Consider the following 21,876-nt stretch of genomic DNA (forward strand, 5'->3'; position numbering starts at 1 on the left):
ACGGTCCGCGTCCGCGCGGACTTCGCTCCATTCCGCTCGGTCAACCCGGATCTTCCATGCTGCCCCTCGTCGCCCTCGTCGGTCGTCCCAATGTCGGGAAATCGACGCTCTTCAACGTCCTGACGCGTTCGCGCGACGCCCTCGTCCACGACGAGCCCGGCGTCACGCGCGACCGCAACTACGGCGTGTGCCGCCTCGATCCCGAGCGCCCCTTCGTGCTCGTGGACACCGGCGGCATCGCGGGCAGCGAAGAAGGCCTGGCCGGCGCCACCGCGCGCCAGTCGCGCGCGGCGGCCGAAGAAGCGGATCTCATCCTGTTCGTCGTCGACGGCCGCGAAGGCGCCTCGGCGATCGACGACGAAATCCTGTCGTGGCTGCGCAAGGTCGACACGCCGACGTTCCTCGTCGTCAACAAGGTCGATGGCCTCGACGCACAGGCCGCGCTCGCCGAGTTCGCGCGCTACGGCATCAAGGAAGTGCTGGGCGTGTCGTCCGCGCACAAGCAGGGCCTCGATGCGTTGATGGCGCGCACGATGGCCGTGCTGCCGCGCGACGGCGACACCGAAATCCTCGACAACGATCCCGAGCGCGTGCGCATCGCGTTCGTCGGCCGCCCCAACGTCGGCAAGTCCACGCTGGTCAACCGCATCCTGGGCGAGGAACGCATGATCGCGTCGGACGTGCCGGGCACCACGCGCGATTCGATCGCGGTGGACCTGGAGCGCGACGGCCGCAAGTACCGCCTCATCGACACCGCCGGCCTGCGTCGCAAGGGCCGCGTGGAAGACGCGGTGGAGAAGTTCTCCATCGTCAAGACGCTCGGCGCGATCGAACAGTGCCAGGTCGCCGTGATCATGCTCGACGCGGTGGAAGGCGTGACCGACCAGGACGCCAGCGTGCTCGGCGCCGTGCTCGATGCGGGCCGCGCGCTCGTCGTCGGCGTGAACAAGTGGGACGGCCTCACCGACTACCAGCGCGAACAGAACGAACAACTGCTCTCGCGCAAGCTCGCGTTCGTCGACTGGGCCGAAGCGGTGCGCATCTCCGCGCTGCACGGCTCGGGCATGCGCGAACTGTTCAAGGCGATCCATCGCGCGCATTCGTCGGCGACGCGCCAGTTCACCACCGCCGAGACCACGAAGGCGCTGGAAATCGCCTACGAAACCAATCCGCCGCCCGTCGTGCGCGGCCACGTCGCCAAGCTGCGCTACGCGCATCCGGGCGGCGACAACCCGCCGACCTTCATCGTGCACGGATCGCGCCTGCGCACGCTGTCGGACAGCTACCGGCGCTACCTCGAGAACTTCTTCCGCAAGCGCTTCAAGCTCGTCGGCACGCCGGTGCGCTTCCTCTTCAAGGAAGGCGAGAACCCGTACAAGGACAAGCCGAAGAACCCGCTCACCGCGCGCCAGGTCGCGAAGAAGCGGCGCCTGATGAAGCACGTCAAGGGCAAGTGAGATGACGGCCGCGCCGCGCGCGACCGGCGTGACGCTCGGCGTGCTCGCCGGCGGTCGGGGGTCGCGGCTGGGCGGGATCGACAAGGCGTGGATCGTGCGCGACGGGATGTCGCAGGTGGCGCGCCTCGTGCAGCGGTTCGAACGCGAAGTCGATGCGGTGCTGGTGAGTGCCAATCGCGATCTCGTCCGTTACGAACACGCCGGCCTGCGCGTCGTCCCTGACCGCATCGCCGACCTCGGCCCGCTCGGTGGCCTCGACGCACTCGCGTCCGCCTGCGATACGCCGTGGTTGCTCACGCTGCCGGTCGACCTGGTCTTCGTCAACGACTGCCTGCTGCCGACGCTCGCGTCGGCGGGCGGGCAGGGCGCGTCCATCGAGGACGACGACGGGCCGCAACCGCTGGTCGCGCTCTGGCACGTGCCCGCGCTCCGCGATGCACTCATCGATGCGTTGGCGAGCACCGATCATTCCGTGCACGCCGTGCAATCCACCCTCGCAATGCCACGCCTCCGCTTGAACGGCGTGCGCCTGGGCAACCTCAACACGCCGGCGGACCTCGCCGCCGTCCACGCTTCGATCGGATGACCATGCGCGACGACGTTCCGATGCAACTGGCGTTCGACGATGCGCAGGCAATCGTCGATCGCGTCGCGGCGCAACACCGCATGCCGGTCGAACGCCTCGCGCTCGCGCGCACGCATGGCCGCATCCTTGCCGAAGATGTCATCGCCGCGATTCCGTCGCCGCCGTTCGACAACAGCGCGATGGACGGTTTCGCCGTGCGCCACGCGGACCTCGCGGGGCAGGGGGACACGACGCTGCCACTGGCGGGCGAACAATTCGCCGGCCTCGCGCGCGACCTCGTCCTCGCGCAGGGCACCTGCATCCGCATCACCACCGGCGCGCCGATGCCGACCGGCGCCGACACCGTGGTCATCCGCGAAGTCGTGCGCGACGAGGGCGATCGCATCGTCGTTCCCGCGGGCATCGTCGCCGGCGCCAACGTCCGCCACGCCGGCGAAGACGTGCGCATCGGCGATACCGTGCTCGACGCCGGCTGCGTGCTCACGCCCGCGCGCGTCGCCACCGCGGCCTCGCTCGGCGTCGATCAACTGTCCGTGTTCGCGCGCCCGACGGTCGCGGTGTTCACCACCGGCGACGAACTCGTCCCGCCCGGCATGCCGCTCGCGCCCGGCCAGATCCACGACAGCAACCGCGAACTGCTGATGGGCCTGCTGCGCGCCGACGGCCTCGAACCCACCGCCTGGCCCGCCTTGCCCGACAACCCGGAGCGCGTCGAATCCGTGCTGCGCGACGCCGCGTCGAGCTTCGACCTGGTGATCACCTGCGGCGGCGTCTCCGTCGGCGAGAAGGACCACGTGCCCGCGATGCTCGTCGCGCACGGCGAGATCCATTTCTGGAAGGTGCGCATGAAGCCCGGCATGCCGCTGCTGTTCGGCACGCTCGATCGCGCGCGGTTCCTCGGATTGCCGGGCAATCCCGTCTCCGTGTTCGCCACCTACGCCACGCTCGGCCGCCGCCTGCTCGACGGCCTGCAGGGCCGCACCCAACCGCGCCGCGCCTTCCGCGCGCAACTCGCCGCGCCGATCGACAAGCCGCACGCGCGCCGCGAATTCCTCCGTGGCCGCCTTGACGCGGGCGCCGACGGCGTCCTGCGCGCCTGGCCCGACGCCGCCACCGGCTCCCACCGCCTGCATGCGGCGGCCCGCGCCGACGCGTTGATCGTGGTCCCGGAAGGCCCGCAACAGCTTCCTGCCGGCACCGTCGTCGACGTGCTGCCGTATTGACGCAACGAGCGGATAATCGCGCCATGTCCCTGCATGTCCTTTCGCCCCGCCAGGCCCGCGAGCGCCAGCAGGGCGGTGCGATCCTCGTCGATGTCCGCGACGCGCACGAACGCGCGCTCGGCACTGCGCAGGGCGCGCGCGGCATCGACCGCGCCACGCTCGAAGCCGATCCCGCCGCGTACCTGCCGGACCGCGAGGCCGAGATCCTGCTGATCTGCCAGAGCGGCCGGCGTTCGCAGTTCGCCGCCGAAGCCCTGATCGCAAAGGGCTATCGCCACATCGCGTCCGTCGACGGCGGCACGCAGGCGTGGTCGCTCGCCGGCCTGCCGATGGACATGCCGCAACTCGACGACGATTTCAGCGAACGCTATTCGCGACACCTGCGCCTGCCGGAAATCGGGCTCGCGGGACAGAAGCGCCTGGAAGCCGCAACGGTGCTCGTCATCGGCGCCGGCGGCCTCGGTTCGCCCGTCGCGTATTACCTCGCGGCCGCGGGCGTCGGCACGTTGCGCATCGCCGACGACGACGTGGTCGATCGCAGCAACCTGCAGCGCCAGATCCTGCACACCGATGCGCGCATCGGCGTTGCGAAGGTCGAATCGGCGCGCGACACGCTGTCCGCGCTCAACCCGCGCACGCGCATCGAAGCGATCGCCGAACGCGTGACGTCGGCCAACGTGGAAGCGCTGCTGCAAGGCGTGGACGTCGTGGTCGACGGCGCCGACAACTTCCCCGTGCGCTACCTGCTCAACGATGCGTGCGTGAAGCTGGCCAAGCCGCTGGTGTACGGCGCGGTGCATCGCTTCGAAGGGCAGGCGAGCGTGTTCGATGCCGGCCGCCATCGCGGCGTGGCGCCGTGCTATCGCTGCCTGTTCCCGGAACCGCCGCCGCCCGAAGCCGCGCCCAATTGCGCCGAGGCCGGCGTGCTCGGCGTGGTGCCCGGGATCGTGGGCCTGCTGCAGGCCACCGAAGTCCTCAAGCTGCTGCTCGGGATCGGCCAGCCGCTCACGGGCCGGCTGCTGCACATCGACGCGCTGGGCCTGCAATTTCGCGAGACGCGGCTCGCGCCGGACCCGGATTGTCCCGTGTGTCCTGCCGGGCGTGATTTTCCCGGTTACATCGACTATGCGAGGTTTTGCGCCGGGGGCTGACCCGCTCGGGCCCCCGCAAGGACACGGGGACCCCATGGACGCACGCCGCCGATCGCTTCCCTTCGCCGCCCTGACGTTGCTCGCGCTCGCCTTCGCCGGCCATGCGCGGGCAGGGGAGCCTTGCCCGCTCAACGCACCGCTGCCCACCACGTGGGGCCAGCGCATCGCGTCGGTCGCCTGCGCCGAGCATCGCCTGTGGTATTCGCCGTTCCTCGACGAGCGCGGACGCCTGGCGAGCACCACCGTCGCGGAAGCCGAAAACGTGCGGCTGCAGGACCGAACCACGCCCGCGTGGCGCCGCGTCGTCGACTACTGGCGCGCGACCGGCTTGCTCTCGCAGATGTCCTCGCATCCCGGTGCGAACGAATGCGGCACGTCGGCGCTGGACAGCCTGTACGGCAGCGCGATCTGCCGCGCGTTCGTGATCGACACGCCGTGGTCGGCGGTGTTCGTCACCTTCGTCGAGATGCGCGCGAGCGTGCCGGGGTTCCAGGCTTCGGCGAGCCACGTCGATTACGTGCGCCAGGCCCTGCGCGGTGATCCCGCAGGGCCGTACCGCTTCGCCGATCCGGATGCGGAAACGCCCGCGATGGGCGACCTGCTGTGCTTCACCCGCGGCCTGACCGTGCCGTTGGGGTCCGCGAATTTCCGCGCCACGCTCGCCCGCGACGGCAGCGGCATGGCGATGCATTGCGACATCGTCGTGGAATCCGATCCTGCGGGCGGCACGCTCTACACCATCGGCGGCAACGTGCTGCAGGGCGTCACGATGCGCACGTTGCGGCTCAACCGCGAAGGGCGCGTGTGGGGCTTGCCGCGCAAGACCGCCACCCCGGTCGCGTGTCGCCCGGGCGCGGACGAGGCCTGCAGTTTCGATCGCCAGGATTGGGTGGCGTTGCTCAAGCTCCAGGTCACGGCGCCGCTGCCGCCGCCGATGGCACCGCCATCGCCCGCGTGCTGCACGCTGTGCGCATTGCCCATGCCGCCGGGGATGCAGCGTTGCCCTGCACCGTCGGCCGCGCCCTTGCAGGTGCAGCCACCGGCCACGCCCTGACGCGCGTCAGTTCGGTTGCGGTGCGGCTTCGTTCCGGCGTCGCGGACGCGAGCGCTGGTCCATCTGCACGCCGAGCAGCGTGTTGCAGTGGATGCACGAGAACGTGAGGCAGCGCCCCTTGGATTCTTCGTCGACTGTCGCGACCGCCGATTCGATGCGCACGTGCAACACGCGGTTGTTGCACTTCGGACATTCGGCCAGGTTGATCATGCGGCGTCCTCGGAAACGATCAGGGTGACGAAACGAAGTTCGATATCGCCTTCGCGTAGGCCGGATCGTTCGCGACCGAGGAATGATCGGCGTGCGGAAGGTCCAGCACCTGCGGGGGTTTCGGCAACGCGGCGAGCAGGCGATCGGTGCTCGCGGGCGGCACCACGTCGTCGCGGCCCGCGCGCACCACGAGCAACGGCCCGTTGTATTTGGCGAGGTACGCGGCTTCGTCGTAGCGGTCCTGCAGCAGCCAGCGCACCGGCAACCACGGGTAATGCGACTGCGCGACGTTGGCCATGCTGTCGAACGGCGTGACGAGCACCAGCTTCGCCACCGGGCGCTTCGACGCGACGTAGCTTGCCACCGCGCTGCCCAGGCTGCGGCCGATCACCACGATGCGCGCACCCGGCTGGCGCGCCTGCACCTGGTCGAACACGTACAGCGCGTCCTCGAGGATGTCCGCTTCCGTCGGCGTGCCTTCGCTCGCGCCGTAGCCGCGATAGGGCACCAGGTAGATGCTGCTGTGCGGGAACCAGCGCCCGAACTGCTGGCGCCGGTCTTCGATGCGCTCGGCGTTGCCGCCGAAATACACCACCGCGCCGGGCTGCCCGATGTTCACCAGCCAGCCGTTGAGCATCACGCCGTTGCGCGCGATGCCGAAGTCGGTCTGCTTGACGTCCGCGCGCGTGTCCTGCGGCAGGTACAACAGGTCGCGCTGCTTGGCGTACATCCACCCGCACATGCCGGCGTAGGCGAGGACGGGCAGGGCGGCCAGGGCGGCGGCGAGGGTCTTCTTGCGATTCATCGGCCGGCATCCTTGCGCTGGGCGGCATCGAAGGCCGCGAGTTGTTCCGGGGTCGCTTCGCGCTGGTGCCTGCGCTTCCAGTCGGCGAAGGGTTCGCCGTAGACCGACTCGCGCGCTTCGTCCTTCGTCATCGCGATGCCGCGCGCCTCGGCGGCTTCGCGGTACCAGTCGGCGAGGCAGTTGCGGCAGAAGCCGGCGAGGATCATCAGGTCGATGTTCTGCACGTCCGCGCGCTCGCGCACGAGGTGGTCGCGCAGGCGGCGGAAGGCCGCGGCCTCGATCTGCGTGGTTTCGAAATCGGCGTCCATGGCGTCCGCGCGTGTCCTGTTCCTGGCATAACGGCTCGCGAGGCTACAACGGGCCGGCATAATGCGCAGCCCGACTGCATCACAGGCCCGGTGGCCTCCGGATGACGAACGCCTCGACCCCGCCTCCCGCCCGCATCCTCGATGGCAAGCGCATCTCCGAGGACCTCCTCGATTCGCTCGCCCTGCGGGTCCGCGCGCGCATCGCGCAGGGCAAGCCCGCGCCCGGGCTGGCCGTGGTGCTGGTCGGCAACGACCCGGCCTCGTCGGTCTACGTGCGCAACAAGCGCCGCGCCGCGCAGAAGGTGGGCATCCGGGCGATCGACTACGACCTGCCCGAATCCACGACCGACGCCGAGCTGCTGGCCCTGGTCGACCGCCTCAACGCCGACCCGGACGTCCACGGCATCCTGGTCCAGCTCCCGCTGCCCGACCGCCGCGACGCCACCCAGCTGATCCACCGCATCGACCCGCGCAAGGACGTCGACGGCTTCCACCCGGAGAACGTGGGCCACCTGGCGCTGCGCCAGTTCGGCCTGCGCCCGTGCACGCCGCGCGGCATCACCACGCTGCTGGCCTACACCGACCGCCCGGTGCGCGGCGCCAGCGCGACCATCGTGGGCGTGTCCAACCACGTCGGCCGCCCGATGGCGCTGGAACTGCTGATCGCCGGCTGCACGGTCACCAGCTGCCACAAGTTCACCCCGCCGGCGGTGCTGGAGGCCTCCGTGCGCGGCGCCGACATCCTGGTCGTGGCCGTGGGCCGCCCGGGTCTGGTGCCCGGTGAATGGGTCAAACCCGGCGCGGTCGTGATCGACGTGGGCATCAACCGCCTCGACGACGGCCGCCTGGTGGGCGACGTGGGCTTCGACGCGGCCGCGCAGCGCGCCAGCTGGATCACGCCCGTCCCCGGCGGCGTGGGCCCGATGACGGTGGCCACCCTCATGCAGAACACTCTGGAGGCGGCAGAGGCATCGGACGGCGCCGCTTAAGAGGTAGAATGCCGCGCTTCCCGCACTCGGGGGGCTCCATGCTCCGCATCCAGGCAGAAGCGCTGACCTACGACGACGTCTCGCTCGTTCCCGCGCATTCCATCGTCCTGCCCAAGGACGTCTCGCTCGCCACGCGCCTTACCCGCAACCTGCGCCTCAACCTGCCCATCGTGTCCGCCGCGATGGATACGGTGACCGAAGCGCGCCTCGCAGTGACGATGGCCCAGCTGGGCGGCATCGGCATCCTGCACAAGAACATGTCCGCGCAACGACAGGCCGCCGAAGTCGCGCGCGTCAAGAAGTTCGAAGCCGGCGTGATCAAGGAACCCTTCACCGTCGCGCCCGACACCACGATCGGCGAAGTGCTGCGCCTCACGCGCGCACGCAACATCTCCGGCGTGCCGGTGGTGGATGGCGGTCGCCTCGTCGGCATCGTCACCGGGCGCGACATGCGCTTCGAGAAGAAACTCGACGATCCGGTCCGCCACATCATGACCAAGCAGGATCGCCTGATCACCGTGCGCGAAGGCGCCAGCGACGACGAAGTGCTGCAGCTGCTGCATCGCCACCGCATCGAGAAGGTGCTGGTGGTCAACGATGCGTTCGAGCTGCGCGGCCTGATCACGGTCAAGGACATCCAGAAGAAACAGGACAACCCCAACGCGGCCTACGACAGCAGCGAACGCCTGCTGTGCGGCGCGGCGGTGGGCGTGGGCGGCGACACCGAACAGCGCATCGAAGCGCTGGTGGCCGCGGGCGTGGACGTGATCATCGTCGACACCGCGCACGGCCATTCGCAGGGCGTGCTCGACCGCGTGCGCTGGGCCAAGAAAACCTTCCCGAAGCTCGAAGTCATCGGCGGCAACATCGTCACCGGCGATGCAGCGCTCGCCTTGATGGACGCGGGCGCGGACGCGGTGAAAGTCGGCGTCGGCCCCGGTTCGATCTGCACCACGCGCATCGTCGCCGGCGTGGGCGTGCCGCAGGTTACCGCGATCGACATGGTCGCCGAGGCGCTGCAGGACCGCATCCCGCTGATCGCCGACGGCGGCATCCGTTACTCGGGCGACCTCGGCAAGGCGATCGTCGCCGGCGCGTCGAGCGTGATGATCGGCGGCCTGTTCGCCGGCACCGAGGAATCGCCGGGCGAAACCGAACTGTTCCAGGGCCGCAGCTACAAGAGCTATCGCGGCATGGGCTCGCTCGGTGCGATGGAGCTGGGATCGAAGGACCGCTATTTCCAGGACGCCAGCGACGCCGACAAGCTCGTGCCCGAAGGCATCGAAGGCCGCGTGCCGTATCGCGGCGCGCTCAGCGGCGTGGTGCACCAGCTGGCCGGCGGCCTGCGCGCGACGATGGGCTATGTCGGCTGCGCGACGATCGAGGACATGCGCGTCAAGCCCTCGTTCGTGAAAGTCACCGCGGCCGGCACGCGCGAAAGCCACGTGCACGACGTGCAGATCACGAAAGAACCGCCGAACTACCGCGCGAGCTGAGGCAAGGGACCGGGGACCAGGGACCCGGGACCAGTAACAGCAACGACGTTTTGATTTCCCCGGTCCCCGGTCCCGGGTCCCCGGTCCCGGAGATTCCATGCACGACATCCATCGCGACAAGATCCTCATCCTCGATTTCGGCGCGCAGTACACGCAGCTCATCGCGCGCCGCATCCGCGAACTCGGGGTGTACTGCGAGATCTGGGCGTGGGACCACGAACCGTCCGAGATCGCCAAGTTCGGCGCGAAGGGCATCATCCTGTCGGGCGGTCCGGAATCCACCACGTTGCCGGGCGCGCCCAGCGCACCGCAGCAGGTCTGGGACGCGGGCCTGCCGATCCTCGGCATCTGCTACGGCATGCAGACGATGGCCGCGCAGCTGGGCGGCGCGACGGAAGCCGCCGATGCGCGCGAGTTCGGGCATGCGGAAGTCGAGATCGTCGCGCAGGATGCGTTGCTCGACGGCTTGAAGGACCAGCCGGGTTCGCCGCCGCGCCTCAACGTGTGGATGAGCCACGGCGACCACGTCGCCGCCGCGCCGCCGGGCTTCACCGTCACCGCGCGCACCGATCGCATTCCCGTTGCCGCGATGGCCGACGACGCGCGCCGCTGGTACGGCGTGCAGTTCCATCCCGAAGTCACGCACACGCGGCAGGGCCAGGCGCTGCTGCGCCGCTTCGTCGTGGACATCTGCGGCTGCGACACGCTGTGGACCGCGGCCAACATCATCGACGACCTCGTCGAGCGCGTGCGCGCGCAGGTGGGTTCGGACGAAGTGATCCTCGGCTTGTCGGGCGGCGTGGATTCGTCCGTCGTCGCCGCGCTGCTGCACAAGGCGATCGGCGACCAGCTGACGTGCGTGTTCGTCGACACCGGTTTGCTGCGCTTCGAGGAAGGCGACCAGGTGATGGCGATGTTCGCGCGCCACATGGGCGTCAAGGTGCTGCGCGTGGATGCGCACCAGCGCTACTTCGACAAGCTCGCCGGCATCGCGGACCCGGAAGCCAAGCGCAAGGTCATCGGCAACCTCTTCGTCGACATCTTCGACGAGGAATCCAGCAAGCTCGCGAACGCGCGCTGGCTCGCGCAGGGCACCATCTATCCCGACGTCATCGAATCGGCCGGCAGCAAGACGGGCAAGGCGCACGTCATCAAGTCGCACCACAACGTGGGCGGCTTGCCGGAACACATGAAGCTCGGCCTGGTCGAGCCGCTGCGCGAACTGTTCAAGGACGAAGTGCGGCGCCTGGGTGTCGAACTCGGCCTGCCGCACGCGATGGTGTATCGCCATCCGTTCCCGGGCCCGGGCCTGGGCGTGCGCATCCTCGGCGAAGTGAAGCCGGAGTACGCCGAACTGCTCGCGAAGGCCGACCACATCTTCATCGACGAACTGCGCAAGGCCGATCTCTACGACAAGGTGAGCCAGGCCTTCGCGGTGTTCCTGCCGGTGAAGTCGGTGGGCGTCGTGGGCGATGCACGTGCGTACGAGTGGGTGATCGCATTGCGCGCCGTGGAAACCATCGACTTCATGACCGCGCACTGGGCGCACCTGCCGCACGAGTTCCTCGGCCACGTGTCCAACCGCATCATCAACGAGCTGCGCGGCGTGTCGCGCGTGGTGTACGACATCAGCGGCAAGCCGCCCGCGACGATCGAGTGGGAGTAGGGCGCCCTCACGAAATAATTCCGGCGGGCATGTCGATTTTCGCCCCGCTCGTTCGTCGTCAAGGGTAAGGGCCTGGACGGGCCTGCCAACGAGGAGATCGACAATGCGCGTCATGGTCTTTGCAAAGATGGACCCGAACGTCCCGATGGAACCCACGCCCGAGCAGCTGGAAGCCTTCCAGGCGATGGATCGCTTCACGGAAGAACTCGTCGCCGCCGGCGTGTTCGTGGCAGGCGCGGGCCTCAAGCCCGAATCCGAGTCCAAGCGCATCGTCGACCAGGGCACGCAACGCATGGTCGTCGACGGTCCGTTCGCCGAAGCGCGCGAAGTGGTCGCCGGCTTCTCGATCTGGGAAGTGAAGGACATGGACGAAGCCCTGGCCTGGGCGATGAAGGCCCCGAACTTCGGCATGGGCGCGGTCGAGATCCGCCCGTTCTTCGAGGCGGCGGACCTGGAAGGCTTCGTGTCGCCCGAGGAACTGGCGGCGCCGCGCGACGGCGATCGCGGCAGGCTCGGGGTCGCGTGAGCCAAGCCGACACCGACATCGCCTGGATGCAACGCGCGCTCGCACTGGCCGAGCGCGCGGAGCACGAAGACGACGAGATTCCCGTTGGCGCGCTGCTGGTGTCGGCCGACGGCGAAGTGCTCGGCGAAGGCTGGAACCGCAACATCACCGATCGCGATCCGTCCGCGCACGCGGAGATCGTCGCGCTGCGCCAGGCCGGCGCGCGCATCGGCAACCACCGGCTGCTCGGCAGCACGCTGTACGTCACGCTCGAGCCTTGCGCGATGTGCGCGATGGCGATGGTGCATGCGCGCGTCGCACGCGTCGTCTATGGCGCGAGCGATCCGAAAACCGGTGCGGCCGGCAGCGTGTTCGACCTGCTGGCCGATCCGCGCCACAACCATCGCGTCGACGTGGTGGGCGGCGTCCTCGCCGAAGAAGCGGGCACGCGCCTGACCAATTATTTCCGCCGCAAGCGCGGCAAGCCGGCGCTCTGACCTACGTGCGCTTGCGGTCCAGTTCCTGGTCGATCTCCAGGTCGAAGCTGCGCACCGACAGGCTCACCTCGCTGCCCATCACGATGCTCGCCATGAGCAGGAACAGCACGCCCACCAGCGCGAGCGCCGTTGGCAGCAGTACCAGCCGGTTCCCCGTGAACGCATCCACCGCCAGGCTCAGGCTGGTGCCGACGAACGCGCCCAGCGCGCCGTAGAGCAACTGGCACGCGCGCAGCACGAGGTGCGCGCGGCGGCGATGGCGGTTGATCTGGTCGTCGCGCTCGGCGCGGTCCGGGGCGTCGTATTCCCAGCTCACGATCAGCGCCCGCAGCCGGTCCACCACGCGGGCCAGGCGCGCATTGGCCGAGACCAGCAGCGAGGCCGTGGCCGCCATCAGCAGGGCGGGGGCGAGCATCGCGGTCAGGATGGCGTAATGCGCCAGCGCGTTCTGGAACATGGGGCCTGCATCCGGGGGCGGGGGGCCGGGCTATGATGCGTCACCCTAGGCAGGCACCGCGAGCGCATGGCGAATTCCCAGAGCGAAGGACGGCTCATCTGGATCGACCTGGAGATGACCGGGCTGGATACCGGTCGCGATTCGATCCTCGAGATCGCCACCATCGTCACCGACTCCAACCTGGAGGTCCTGGCCGAAGGCCCGGAACTCGCGATCGTCCACCCCGTCGCCATCCTCGAATCGATGGACGAGTGGAACCGCAACCAGCACCGCAAGTCCGGCCTGTGGCAGCGCGTGGTCGCCAGCCGGGTCACGCTGGACGAGGCCGAGGCGCGCACGCTGGCCTTCCTGTCCGAATGGGTGCCCGCCAACGCCTCGCCGATGTGCGGCAACTCGATCTGCCAGGACCGCCGCTTCCTGCATCGCCTGATGCCGTCGCTCGAGAGGCACTTCCACTACCGCAACCTCGACGTGAGCACGCTCAAGGAACTCGCGCGGCGCTGGGCGCCCGGGATCCTCGGCAACCTGCGCAAGCAGGCCGCCCATACGGCCCTCAGCGACGTGCGCGATTCCATCGCGGAGTTGGCCTACTATCGGAAGCACATGGGGCCGCTGGCGGGCCTGCCGACCAACTAGGGGCAGGGCGCGCCGCGGAAGCCGAACGAGGGCCGCGCGATCGATCGCATGCACGCTGACCAAGCACAGGCCCGGCCCGCGCGGCGCGCACGCACCGCGGCGTTGCTGGCCTGCGCCGCGCTGCTGGCCCTGGCCGCGATCGTCCTGCCGGCCGCCGCGCAGGCCGCGCCCCACGACAAACCCGTCAACGCGTACTTCCGCGAAGTCTGGACCACGCGCGAAGGCCTGCCGCACAACCAGGTCAACGCGATCGCGCAGACGCCCGACGGGTATCTCTGGTTCGGCACCTGGGAAGGGCTGGTCCGCTACAACGGGCTCGAATTCCACGTCATCGATCGCAGCAACACGCCGGCGCTGCGCGACAACGGCGTGCGTTCGATCCGCGTCGCGCCCGACGGCGCGCTGGTGGTGGGCACTTCGCGCGGCGGCGTGAGCGTGCTGCAGAACGGCACGTGGCGCACCTGGGGCAAGGCGCAGGGCCTGTCGCAGGACGAGATCATGGATGCCGTGCGCGACCAGCGCGGCCGCCTGTGGGTCGCCACTGAAAGCGCGGGCCTGACACGCGTGGATCCCGACGGCCACGTGCAGGTGTATTCGCAGGGCCACGGCCTGCCGTCGAACGTGACGTTCGGGCTCGTGCGCGATCGCGACGATTCGATCTGGCTGTCCACCGCCGCGGGCATCGTGCACTTCGCCGGCAGCGGTCGCATCGTGGTGTACGACCACCACGACGGCCTGCCCGACGCACCGATCTTCCACCTCGAACAGACCAACGACGGCCGCCTGTACGCCGGCACCGAACGCGGCGCGTTCGTGCGCACGGGCGAGCGTTTCGAAGCGGTGTCGCCGCTGCTGCCCGCCGACGGCGTGCCGAGCATCGTGCGCGACGCCGCGGGCGACTTGTGGGTGGGCACGATCAACCACGGCCTGCTGCGCCTGGGCGCCAACGGCGTGGATGCACTCGGCAGCCAGAAGGGTTTGCCGAACAACCGCGTCGCCGCGTTGTTCGTCGATCGCGAAGGCAGCCTGTGGGCCGGCACCAACGCCGGGCTCCTGCGCCTGCGCGATGCGCCGTTCACCACGTACAACACCGAGCAGGGCCTGAGCGACGACTACGTGCGCGCGATCGCGCAATCGCGCGACGACAGCGTCTGGATCGGCACCAGCCGCGGCCTCAACCGCTGGCGCGACGGGAAGGTCACCAACGTCTACACCAGCGCCGACGGCTTGCCGGGCGATTCCATCCTCAGCCTGATGCCGGACGACGACGACAGCCTGTGGGTCGGCACGTATGTCGGCGGCCTGCTGCGCTTGCGCGACGGCAAGGTGGTCGAACACCACGACAACGCGAACGGGATGCCCGGCAGCAACCAGGTTCGCGCGCTCGCGCGCGGGCCCGACGGTGCGTTGTGGATCGGCACTTCGCGCGGGCTCGTCCGCATGCAGGACGGCAAGTTCAAGCTGTTCGGTTCGGATGCGGGCTTGCCGCGCGATTTTGTCCTCGCGCTGCACGTCGCGCGCGACGGCGCCGTGTGGGTGGGCACGGCGAACGGTGCGGCGCGCGTGGTGGATGAGCGCGTCGAACCGATCGACCTGCATTCGATGAACGATGCGCAGGACGTCTTCGATTTCCACGAAGACGCCGACGGCACGGTGTGGATCGCCACCGATCGCGGGCTGGTGCGGTATCGCAACGGCCGGAAGGCGGCGATCGGGCTGCCGCAGGGCCTGCCGGTGGATACGTTGTTCCAGGTGGTCGACGACGAAGCCGGCAGCCTGTGGCTCACGTCGAACCGCGGCGTGATGCGCGTGCAGCGCAGCGATGCCGAAGCGGTGCTCGACGGCCGGCGCAAGACGCTCAACCCCGACCAGTTCGGCGAAGCGGACGGGCTGGCGAGCAGCCAGTGCAACGGCGGTTCGGGGCCCGCGGCGATCCGCGATTCGCAGGGACGCATCTGGGTGGCGACCGCGCGCGGTGCGGCCACGGTGGATCCGACGGTGTTGCACAGCTACCGCCGCACGATCGCGCCGGTGGTGATCGAACAGATCCTCGCCGACGACCACGCGATGCCGACCGATGCGGCGCTGACGCTCGCGCCGGGCACGCGCAAGCTCGAGTTCCACTACGCCGGGCTCAACTTCCAGATGCCGCGCCTGCTGCGCTACCGGCATCGCCTGGTGGGCGTGGATGCGGACTGGGTGGAGCGCGGCAACCAGCGCGTGGCGCAGTACACCAACCTGGGGCCGGGCAAGTACAAGTTCATGGTCACCTCGTCCGCGCCCGGGCTGGGGCAGGGGTGGAATCCGCAGGTCACGACGACCGAGATCGAAATCCAGCCGCAACTCTGGCAACACCCGTGGTTCGCCGCGGCATGCATCCTCGCGCTTGCGCTGCTGGTGGTGGGCTACATCCGCTGGCGCACGCGCAGCTTGCGCGTCCGCGCGGTCGCGCTCGAAACCGTGGTCGACCAACGCACGCGCGACCTGCGCGACCAGACCACGCGCCTGCTGGTGGCCGACGAAGAAAAGACGCGCCTGGTACGCGAGCTGCAGGAGAAGTCGGAAGCGTTCGAGCGCCAGGCGCGCGAAGATCCGCTGACCGGCCTCGCCAATCGCCGGTCGCTCGACGAACGCCTGGCGCAGGCCTTCGACCTCGCGGTGCGCACGCAGCAACCGCTGACGCTCGCGTTGCTGGACATCGACCACTTCAAGCGCATCAACGACGAGTACTCGCACGCGGCGGGCGATGAAGCGCTGCGGGCAGTAGCCGAGGTGTTGTCGCGCCTGTTCGACGGCGGCACGATGCTGGCGCGCTGGGGCGGCGAGGAATTCGCGGTGCTGTTCCCGATCACGTCGCTGGAGCGCGCACGCGAGCTGTGCGAAGCCGCGCGTGCGGCAATCGAGGCGATGAATTGCGATGCGTTCGCGCCCGGCTTCCACATGACGCTCAGTGGCGGCGTGTGCGAGCGCACCGGCTTGTCGCACCACGAGAAACTGGTCAGCCGGGCCGACCAGTTGCTCTACGAGGCGAAGCGGGCAGGGCGGAACAGGATCGTCGGTTAGCCCTGCTTCGCCTTCGCCAGCTGCAGCCAGGTATCGACCACGGTGTCCGGATTCAACGACACCGATTCGATGCCCTGTTCCATCAACCACAGCGCCAGGTCCGGATGGTCGCTCGGCCCCTGGCCGCAGATGCCGACGTACTTGCCCTTCGCGCGCGCGGCCTTGATGGCCATCGACAGCAATTTCTTGACCGCCGGGTCGCGTTCGTCGAACAGGTTGGCGACGATCGCCGAGTCGCGGTCCAGGCCCAGCGTGAGCTGCGTCAGGTCGTTGGAGCCGATGGAGAAGCCATCGAACAGGTCGAGGAATTCGTCCGCCATCAATGCGTTGGACGGTACCTCGCACATCATGATGATCTTCAGGCCATCCTTGCCCTGCACGAGGCCGTTCTCGCGCAGCACCTCGATCACCTTGCGGCCTTCGTCCAGCGTGCGCACGAACGGGATCATCACCCAGCAGTTGGTGAGGCCCATCGTGTCGCGCACCTTCAGCACCGCGCGGCATTCCAGCGCGAAGGCGTCCTTGAACGACGCATCGACGTAACGGCTGGCGCCGCGGAAGCCGATCATCGGGTTCTCTTCGTGCGGCTCGTACTTGCTGCCGCCGATGAGGTTGGCGTATTCGTTGGACTTGAAGTCCGACAGGCGCACGATCACCGGATGCGGTGCCACGGAGGCCGTGATCGTCGCGATGCCTTCGGCGAGGCGATCCACGTAGAAGTCCACCGGGCTCGCATAGCCGGCCATCTTCGCGTCGATCTTCTGCTTCGTCGCATGGTCCTGCTTGTCGTATTCCAGCAGGGCCTTGGGATGCACGCCGATGTGGCTGGCGATGATCATTTCCAGGCGCGCAAGGCCGATGCCCGCGTTGGGCAGCATGCCGAAGTCGAACGCGCGGTCCGGGTTGGCCACGTTCATCATGATCTTCAGCGGCGCGGGCGGCATGTTGGCCAGGTCCGTCGTGGTGCGTTCGAAGGGCAGGTTGCCGTCGTAGATGAAGCCGGTGTCGCCTTCGGCGCAGCTGACGGTGACCTCGCTGCCGTCCTTGATCAGGTCGAGCGCGTTGCCCGTGCCCACGACCGCCGGCACGCCGAGTTCGCGCGCGATGATCGCCGCGTGGCAGGTGCGGCCGCCGCGGTTGGTGACGATGGCGGCGGCGCGCTTCATCACCGGCTCCCAGTCGGGATCGGTCATGTCGGCGACGAGCACGTCGCCGGGCTGCACGCGGTTCATGTCGTCGAGCGAGCGCACGACGCGCGCCACGCCCGCACCGATCTTCTGGCCGATCGCGCGGCCTTCGGCGACCACCGGGCCGCGCTCGCCGAGCGTGAAGCGTTCGATCTGCGTGGCATGGCCGCGCGACTTCACGGTCTCGGGGCGCGCCTGCACGATGAAGAGCTTGCCGCTGACGCCGTCCTTCGCCCACTCGATGTCCATCGGGCGGCCGTAGTGTTGTTCGATGATCAGCGACTGGCGCGCGAGTTCGTGCACGTCGTCGTCGCTGACGGAGAACTTGTTGCGCAACTCCGCCGGCGTGTCTTCGTTGCGCACGCGTTCGCCCGGCGCATCCGAATACACCATGCGGATCTGCTTGCTGCCGAGCGAGCGGCGCAGGATCGCCGGCTTGCCCTGGCGGAGGGTGGGCTTGAAGACGTAGAACTCGTCCGGGTTGACCGCGCCCTGCACGACGTTCTCGCCGAGGCCGTAGCTGGCGGTGATGAAGACCACGTCGCGGAAGCCTGATTCAGTGTCGAGCGTGAACAGCACGCCGGACGAACCCACATCCGAACGCACCATCAGCTGCACGCCGGCGGACAGGAACACGTCTTCGTGCTTGAAGCCGTGGTGCACGCGGTAGGCGATGGCGCGGTCGTTGTACAGCGACGCGAAGACTTCCTTCACCTTGCGCACGACGTCGTCGGCGCCTTCGACGTTGAGGAAGGTTTCCTGCTGGCCGGCGAAGCTGGCGTCGGGCAGGTCTTCGGCGGTGGCGGAGGAGCGCACCGCCACCGCCACGTCGCCGCCGCCGTTCTCCGCGCACAGCTTCGCGTAGGCGTCGCGGATGTCGCGGTCCAGGTCGGCCTGCAGCGGGGCGTCGATCACCCAGCCGCGGATCTCCGCGCCGGCGCGGTTGAGGGCGGGGACGTCTTCCACGTCCAGGCCCGCCAGGCGGTCGAAGATGCGCTGGTGCAGCGTGTTGTGCGCGATGAAGGCCTTGAAGGCGTCGGCCGTGGTGGCGTAGCCGCCGGGCACCGAGACGCCCAGCTTGGCCAGGTTGCCGATCATCTCGCCGAGCGAGGAATTCTTGCCGCCCACCTGCGCCAGGTCGGTCAATCGCAGGTCGTGCAGCCACAAAATGTTCGCGCTCAAGGCGGGGCTCCGGCTTTTCGATGGGGGAGGGCAGGCAGGCGCCGGCCGCGAAGCGCGGTATTTTACAAGCCCCGCGCCGCCGACGCCTGCACATGACCCCCACGCGCCCCGTCTTCTACATCTCCGACGGCACCGGCATCACGGCCGAGACCATCGGCCACAGCCTGCTGACCCAGTTCGGCGACACGCGGTTCGCCACCGATCGCATCCCCTTCGTCGACACCCCGGACAAGGCCCGCGAGGCCGCCCTGCGCATCCGCGCGGCCGGGGAGGCCGCCGGGGTGCGCCCGATCGTGATCAATTCCTGCGTGGACAACGAGCTCTACCGGCTGCTGGCCGAAAGCGGCGGGCTGATGCTGGACATCTTCGCGCCCTTCATCGAGCCGCTGGAGCGCGAGCTCGGCCAGCCCCGCACCAACCGCGTCGGCCAGGCGCACGGCATGGTCGACTTCGAGGCTTACCACCGCCGCATCAACGCGATGAACTACGCGCTCACGCACGACGACGGGATGATCATGGACTTCGACGACGCGGAGATCATCCTCGTCGGCGTCTCGCGCGCGGGCAAGACGCCCACGTGCGTGTACCTGGCGCTGCACTACGGCATCTGCGCGGCCAATTACCCGCTCACCGAGGAAGACCTGGAAGCCGATCGCCTGCCGCAGAAACTGCGCGGGCACCGGCACAAGTTGTTCGGGCTGACGATCGACCCGGTGCGCCTGCAGCAGATCCGCCAGGAACGCAGGCCCAATTCCAAGTATTCGCAGATGGACACGTGCCGCCGCGAAGTGGCGCAGGCCGAACACATCTTCCAGAACGAGCGCCTGACGGTGCTCAGCACGACGCATACCTCGATCGAGGAAATCTCGAGCAAGGTGCTCACGACGCTGGGGATCCACCGCGAAATGTTCTGATGGCGTGAACCCCTGGAAGGGTTCGCTGAACGATGTGCGGAGCCGTTACGTTATGCCCGCAAGTGGGGTACGTCAATGCTGCCGCGATGCGGATTTGGCGTGTAGGATTCGACGCCATGGACCGCATCGCAGCCCGTTCCGCGCGCATCCCGAAACTCAGTCGCTTCGGCTGGCTGATGGGGTTGTACGCAGAGAACCACGTGCGCCTGGTGCGGTTGTTCGAGCCGCAGGATCTTGCCGTCGGGCGTTACGTCTCCAGCGTGGGCGATGGCCTGGATGTCGTGCTCGATGTCGTCGCGCGCCACGCGTACACGGTGGAACTGCGACTGAGCTACGCGGTCATCGATCCGGTCACCGGCGAGCCCGATCCTTCCGCCCACCTGCGTCTGTATCGCGACGCAAAACAGGTGGAAGCCACGCACTGCTACGTGGGCCGCCGCTGGCAGGACGTGATCGGCATGTACCCGCCGCCGGCGCAAGTCGTCACCCATCGCCTGCGCATGAACACCTTCCTCGGCAAGTGGGTGCAATACCTCGCCGAACAGGGGCACGGCGTGGCCACGCTGGTGCCGGTGAGCGAAGCCACCGCACCGATCGCGGCCTAGCGTTTCACCGGGCCGATCCACGCGAACAAGGGGCGGCCCAGCGCCAGGCACGCCAGCGACAGCACCAGCACCGCGCCGAAGTGCCACAGCAGCACCATCAGCATGTTCTCGCCTTCGTGGTACAGCGTGACGCTGGCCGCCGATAGCGCGGCCGCACCCAGCGCGGCGAGCAACGCGCTCTGCATCGGGCGCACGACCCCCGCGAATCGCACCATCCACAACAACGCCAGTCCCAGCGGCACGCTGGTGAACGCGATCGCGATGGCGCATTCCGACGTCGCCGCTTCCATCACGAACGCGGCCGCGCCCATGTGCGCGTAGTCGCGCAGGCAGCCCCAGCCCAGGCCCGTGAGCCACAACAGCAACGGCGGCACCGGCAACCACGCCCAGGCCTTCGACCGCCCGGGCACGCTGACCTGGAACGCCGCGTATGCCGCGCACACGCCGGTGAGCAGGCTGGCGATCCACTCGACCAGGTCGGGGCCCGAATGCATCACGTCGCCCAGGTTCGCGCGCAAACCGTAATGCGCGATGACGAGCGCGGCGATGACAACCGCCAGCACCAGCCACAGCACCGTGCGACGCAACGGCGAGGCGATCGGGCGCACCGGGCGCGCGTCCCGTGCGAGGCGTTCGATGAGGGTGCGGGTGTCAGCCATGCGGACCGTCCTTGCCGCCGAGCGAATCGCGCAGCGCCTTGATCGCGCGATGTGCGGCGACCTTCAGCGAACCGATGCTTTGCTGGCTTTGCGTGGAGGCTTCGGACAACGAGAGATCGCGCAGGTGCAGCAGGCGCACCGCTTCGCGCTGGCGCGGCGACAGTTCGTCCACGGCATCGTGCAGGGCACGCGCGGCGTGCGCGCGTTCGGTGCTGGCTTCGGGGCCGGGTGCGTCGTCTTCGAAGGGCTCGAAGGGATCGTCGGACAACAGTTCGCGTTCGATGCGGCGCGACCGGCTGCGCAGCATGTCGATGCAACGCCGCGTGGCGATGGTGCTGAGCCAGGGCTTGAACGGACGCGCGCGTTCCCAGGTGTGGCGGATGTCGTGGACGACCAACAGGATCTCCTGCACCGCGTCCTCGGTTTCGTCGCGGCCCAGGTAACGGGCCGCGATCGCGCGCAGGTACGGCGTGATGTCGATGAGCAAGGCGTGGTACGCGTCGCGGTCGCCGTCCTGCGCGCGCGTCATCAGTGCCGCCCAGGCCGGGCCGGAGTCGGCCGGCGCGGTGCGGCTGGCGACGCCCTGGTTGGCGGCTTCCGGCTCGAGCATCGCGCGGGGCGGCTCCGGTCGCGGGAACGGGAGGATCGCGGCGATCATGCGACGGACCGGGGCGCAGGGGAAGCGTGGCGCATCAGGCCGCGCGGAAGCGGCGCGCTACCAGGTGGTCGAGCGAGAAGACGCCGGGGCCGCGCGCCATCAGGTACAGCATCAGCGCGGCCCACAGGCCGTGGGTCGGGTACGCGTCGGGATACACGAAGATCTCGATCACCAGCGTCATGCCGAGCAGCGCGAGCGCGGAGAAGCGCGTGGCCAGGCCGAGCAGCAGCAGGACGGGGAACACGTGCTCCGCCGTGGCGGCCATCACCGCGGCGAGGTCCGGCGGCAGGAACGGCAGGGCGTAGTCGGTGCGGAACAGTTCGAGCGCGTTCTCCGACAGGTGCGGCACGCCGGGTTGGAACGTCAAGCCGATGGGATCGGCGACGAAGCCTTCCACCTTCGTCTGCCCCGACACCCAGAACGTCACCGCGAGCGAGAACCGCGCGAGGAACGCGATGAAGCTGTGCGGGATGCGCGAGAACAGCGCGATCGCCTGGTCGATGCGGCGTGCGATCGCATGGAGGAAGGACGGGCGCGTGTGCGCGTTCGCGGCGAGCGTGGCATGCAT

The 21,876-nt window shown here is 68.9% G+C and carries 22 protein-coding genes; 14 read left to right on the forward strand and 8 right to left on the reverse strand.

Annotated features, from left to right (window positions below):
- Positions 1-56 precede the first annotated feature (56 nt).
- Genes der through LYSCAS_RS14240 form a run of 5 tightly spaced genes read left to right on the forward strand, consistent with a single transcriptional unit; the run spans position 57 to position 5,471 of the window.
- Complete coding sequence (gene der / locus LYSCAS_RS14220) at positions 57-1,457, forward strand: ribosome biogenesis GTPase Der (RefSeq protein WP_213434707.1); 1,401 nt, start codon at positions 57-59, stop codon at positions 1,455-1,457.
- A gap of 1 nt (position 1,458) precedes the next feature.
- Positions 1,459-2,043, forward strand: coding sequence for a molybdenum cofactor guanylyltransferase (gene mobA, locus LYSCAS_RS14225; RefSeq protein ID WP_213434708.1), 585 nt, complete (start codon positions 1,459-1,461; stop codon positions 2,041-2,043).
- Positions 2,044-2,045: 2 nt separating this feature from the next.
- Positions 2,046-3,266 (forward strand): molybdopterin molybdotransferase MoeA, encoded by a 1,221-nt coding sequence (locus tag LYSCAS_RS14230; RefSeq protein WP_244858560.1) that lies wholly within the window; start codon positions 2,046-2,048, stop codon positions 3,264-3,266.
- A gap of 23 nt (positions 3,267-3,289) precedes the next feature.
- Positions 3,290-4,417, forward strand: coding sequence for a molybdopterin-synthase adenylyltransferase MoeB (moeB, locus tag LYSCAS_RS14235; protein WP_213434709.1), 1,128 nt, complete (start codon positions 3,290-3,292; stop codon positions 4,415-4,417).
- 34 nt (positions 4,418-4,451) lie between these two features.
- A complete protein-coding gene (locus LYSCAS_RS14240; RefSeq protein ID WP_213434710.1) occupies positions 4,452-5,471 on the forward strand; it encodes a DUF2272 domain-containing protein in 1,020 nt (339 codons plus the stop codon).
- Between the two features lie 6 nt (positions 5,472-5,477).
- On the opposite strand, the gene LYSCAS_RS14245 is transcribed toward LYSCAS_RS14240, so the two are convergent.
- Genes LYSCAS_RS14245 through LYSCAS_RS14255 form a run of 3 tightly spaced genes read right to left on the reverse strand, consistent with a single transcriptional unit; the run spans position 5,478 to position 6,794 of the window.
- Positions 5,478-5,681 carry a hypothetical protein gene (locus LYSCAS_RS14245; protein ID WP_213434711.1) on the reverse strand — a complete coding sequence of 68 codons (204 nt, stop codon included), beginning with the start codon at positions 5,679-5,681 and terminating at the stop codon, positions 5,478-5,480.
- 19 nt (positions 5,682-5,700) lie between these two features.
- Positions 5,701-6,486, reverse strand: coding sequence for an alpha/beta hydrolase (locus LYSCAS_RS14250; protein WP_213434712.1), 786 nt, complete (start codon positions 6,484-6,486; stop codon positions 5,701-5,703).
- Positions 6,483-6,794: a DUF1244 domain-containing protein gene (locus tag LYSCAS_RS14255; protein WP_213434713.1), complete on the reverse strand. Its 312-nt coding sequence runs from the start codon at positions 6,792-6,794 to the stop codon at positions 6,483-6,485. Before LYSCAS_RS14255 ends, LYSCAS_RS14250 begins: the two co-directional genes overlap by 4 nt.
- Before the next feature lie 101 nt (positions 6,795-6,895).
- Here LYSCAS_RS14255 and folD point away from each other — a divergent pair, with 101 nt between their 5' ends.
- The 5 genes from folD to tadA all read left to right on the forward strand — a co-directional run bounded on the left by folD (position 6,896) and on the right by tadA (position 11,947).
- A complete protein-coding gene (gene folD / locus LYSCAS_RS14260) occupies positions 6,896-7,783 on the forward strand; it encodes a bifunctional methylenetetrahydrofolate dehydrogenase/methenyltetrahydrofolate cyclohydrolase FolD (protein ID WP_213434714.1) in 888 nt (295 codons plus the stop codon).
- A 38-nt stretch (positions 7,784-7,821) separates the two neighbouring features.
- Complete coding sequence (gene guaB, locus LYSCAS_RS14265; RefSeq protein ID WP_213434715.1) at positions 7,822-9,279, forward strand: IMP dehydrogenase; 1,458 nt, start codon at positions 7,822-7,824, stop codon at positions 9,277-9,279.
- 97 nt (positions 9,280-9,376) lie between these two features.
- Complete coding sequence (guaA, locus tag LYSCAS_RS14270) at positions 9,377-10,945, forward strand: glutamine-hydrolyzing GMP synthase (protein ID WP_213434716.1); 1,569 nt, start codon at positions 9,377-9,379, stop codon at positions 10,943-10,945.
- 103 nt (positions 10,946-11,048) lie between these two features.
- On the forward strand, positions 11,049-11,471 hold the full coding sequence (locus tag LYSCAS_RS14275) for a YciI family protein (protein WP_213434717.1): 423 nt from the start codon (positions 11,049-11,051) through the stop codon (positions 11,469-11,471).
- Positions 11,472-11,497: 26 nt separating this feature from the next.
- Entirely contained in the window at positions 11,498-11,947 is a 450-nt protein-coding gene (gene tadA / locus LYSCAS_RS14280) for a tRNA adenosine(34) deaminase TadA (protein WP_213437848.1), read from the forward strand.
- Between the two features lies 1 nt (position 11,948).
- Here the strand turns inward: tadA and LYSCAS_RS14285 are convergent, their stop codons facing one another.
- Positions 11,949-12,404, reverse strand: coding sequence for a DUF2721 domain-containing protein (locus tag LYSCAS_RS14285; RefSeq protein ID WP_213434718.1), 456 nt, complete (start codon positions 12,402-12,404; stop codon positions 11,949-11,951).
- 66 nt (positions 12,405-12,470) lie between these two features.
- Between LYSCAS_RS14285 and orn the strand changes: the two genes are divergently transcribed.
- The gene (gene orn / locus LYSCAS_RS14290; protein ID WP_213434719.1) at positions 12,471-13,040 is read left to right on the forward strand and encodes an oligoribonuclease; all 570 of its coding nucleotides are present in this window, start codon (positions 12,471-12,473) and stop codon (positions 13,038-13,040) included.
- Between the two features lie 48 nt (positions 13,041-13,088).
- Positions 13,089-16,103 carry a ligand-binding sensor domain-containing diguanylate cyclase gene (locus LYSCAS_RS14295; RefSeq protein ID WP_213434720.1) on the forward strand — a complete coding sequence of 1,005 codons (3,015 nt, stop codon included), beginning with the start codon at positions 13,089-13,091 and terminating at the stop codon, positions 16,101-16,103.
- On the opposite strand, the gene ppsA is transcribed toward LYSCAS_RS14295, so the two are convergent.
- Positions 16,100-18,472, reverse strand: a complete 2,373-nt coding sequence (gene ppsA / locus LYSCAS_RS14300) for a phosphoenolpyruvate synthase (protein WP_213434721.1) — start codon at positions 18,470-18,472, stop codon at positions 16,100-16,102. The genes LYSCAS_RS14295 and ppsA overlap by 4 nt on opposite strands.
- A 92-nt stretch (positions 18,473-18,564) precedes the next feature.
- Between ppsA and ppsR the strand changes: the two genes are divergently transcribed.
- Positions 18,565-19,386, forward strand: coding sequence for a posphoenolpyruvate synthetase regulatory kinase/phosphorylase PpsR (gene ppsR / locus LYSCAS_RS14305; protein WP_213434722.1), 822 nt, complete (start codon positions 18,565-18,567; stop codon positions 19,384-19,386).
- Positions 19,387-19,502: 116 nt separating this feature from the next.
- Entirely contained in the window at positions 19,503-19,991 is a 489-nt protein-coding gene (locus LYSCAS_RS14310; protein WP_213434723.1) for a DUF1249 domain-containing protein, read from the forward strand.
- Here LYSCAS_RS14310 and LYSCAS_RS14315 read toward each other — a convergent pair.
- From LYSCAS_RS14315 to LYSCAS_RS14325, 3 genes are read right to left on the reverse strand one after another with little or no spacing between them, the layout of a single operon-like run.
- A complete protein-coding gene (locus LYSCAS_RS14315) occupies positions 19,988-20,650 on the reverse strand; it encodes a DUF1109 domain-containing protein (RefSeq protein WP_213434724.1) in 663 nt (220 codons plus the stop codon). The two genes, LYSCAS_RS14310 and LYSCAS_RS14315, sit on opposite strands and share 4 nt — an antisense overlap.
- Complete coding sequence (locus tag LYSCAS_RS14320; protein ID WP_244858562.1) at positions 20,643-21,308, reverse strand: RNA polymerase sigma factor; 666 nt, start codon at positions 21,306-21,308, stop codon at positions 20,643-20,645. The genes LYSCAS_RS14315 and LYSCAS_RS14320 overlap by 8 nt, the downstream gene beginning before the upstream one ends.
- A 34-nt stretch (positions 21,309-21,342) precedes the next feature.
- Positions 21,343-21,876 (reverse strand): DoxX family protein, encoded by a 534-nt coding sequence (locus LYSCAS_RS14325; RefSeq protein ID WP_213434725.1) that lies wholly within the window; start codon positions 21,874-21,876, stop codon positions 21,343-21,345.

Source organism: Noviluteimonas caseinilytica (assembly GCF_018406605.1).
GTDB lineage: Bacteria > Pseudomonadota > Gammaproteobacteria > Xanthomonadales > Xanthomonadaceae > Noviluteimonas > Noviluteimonas caseinilytica.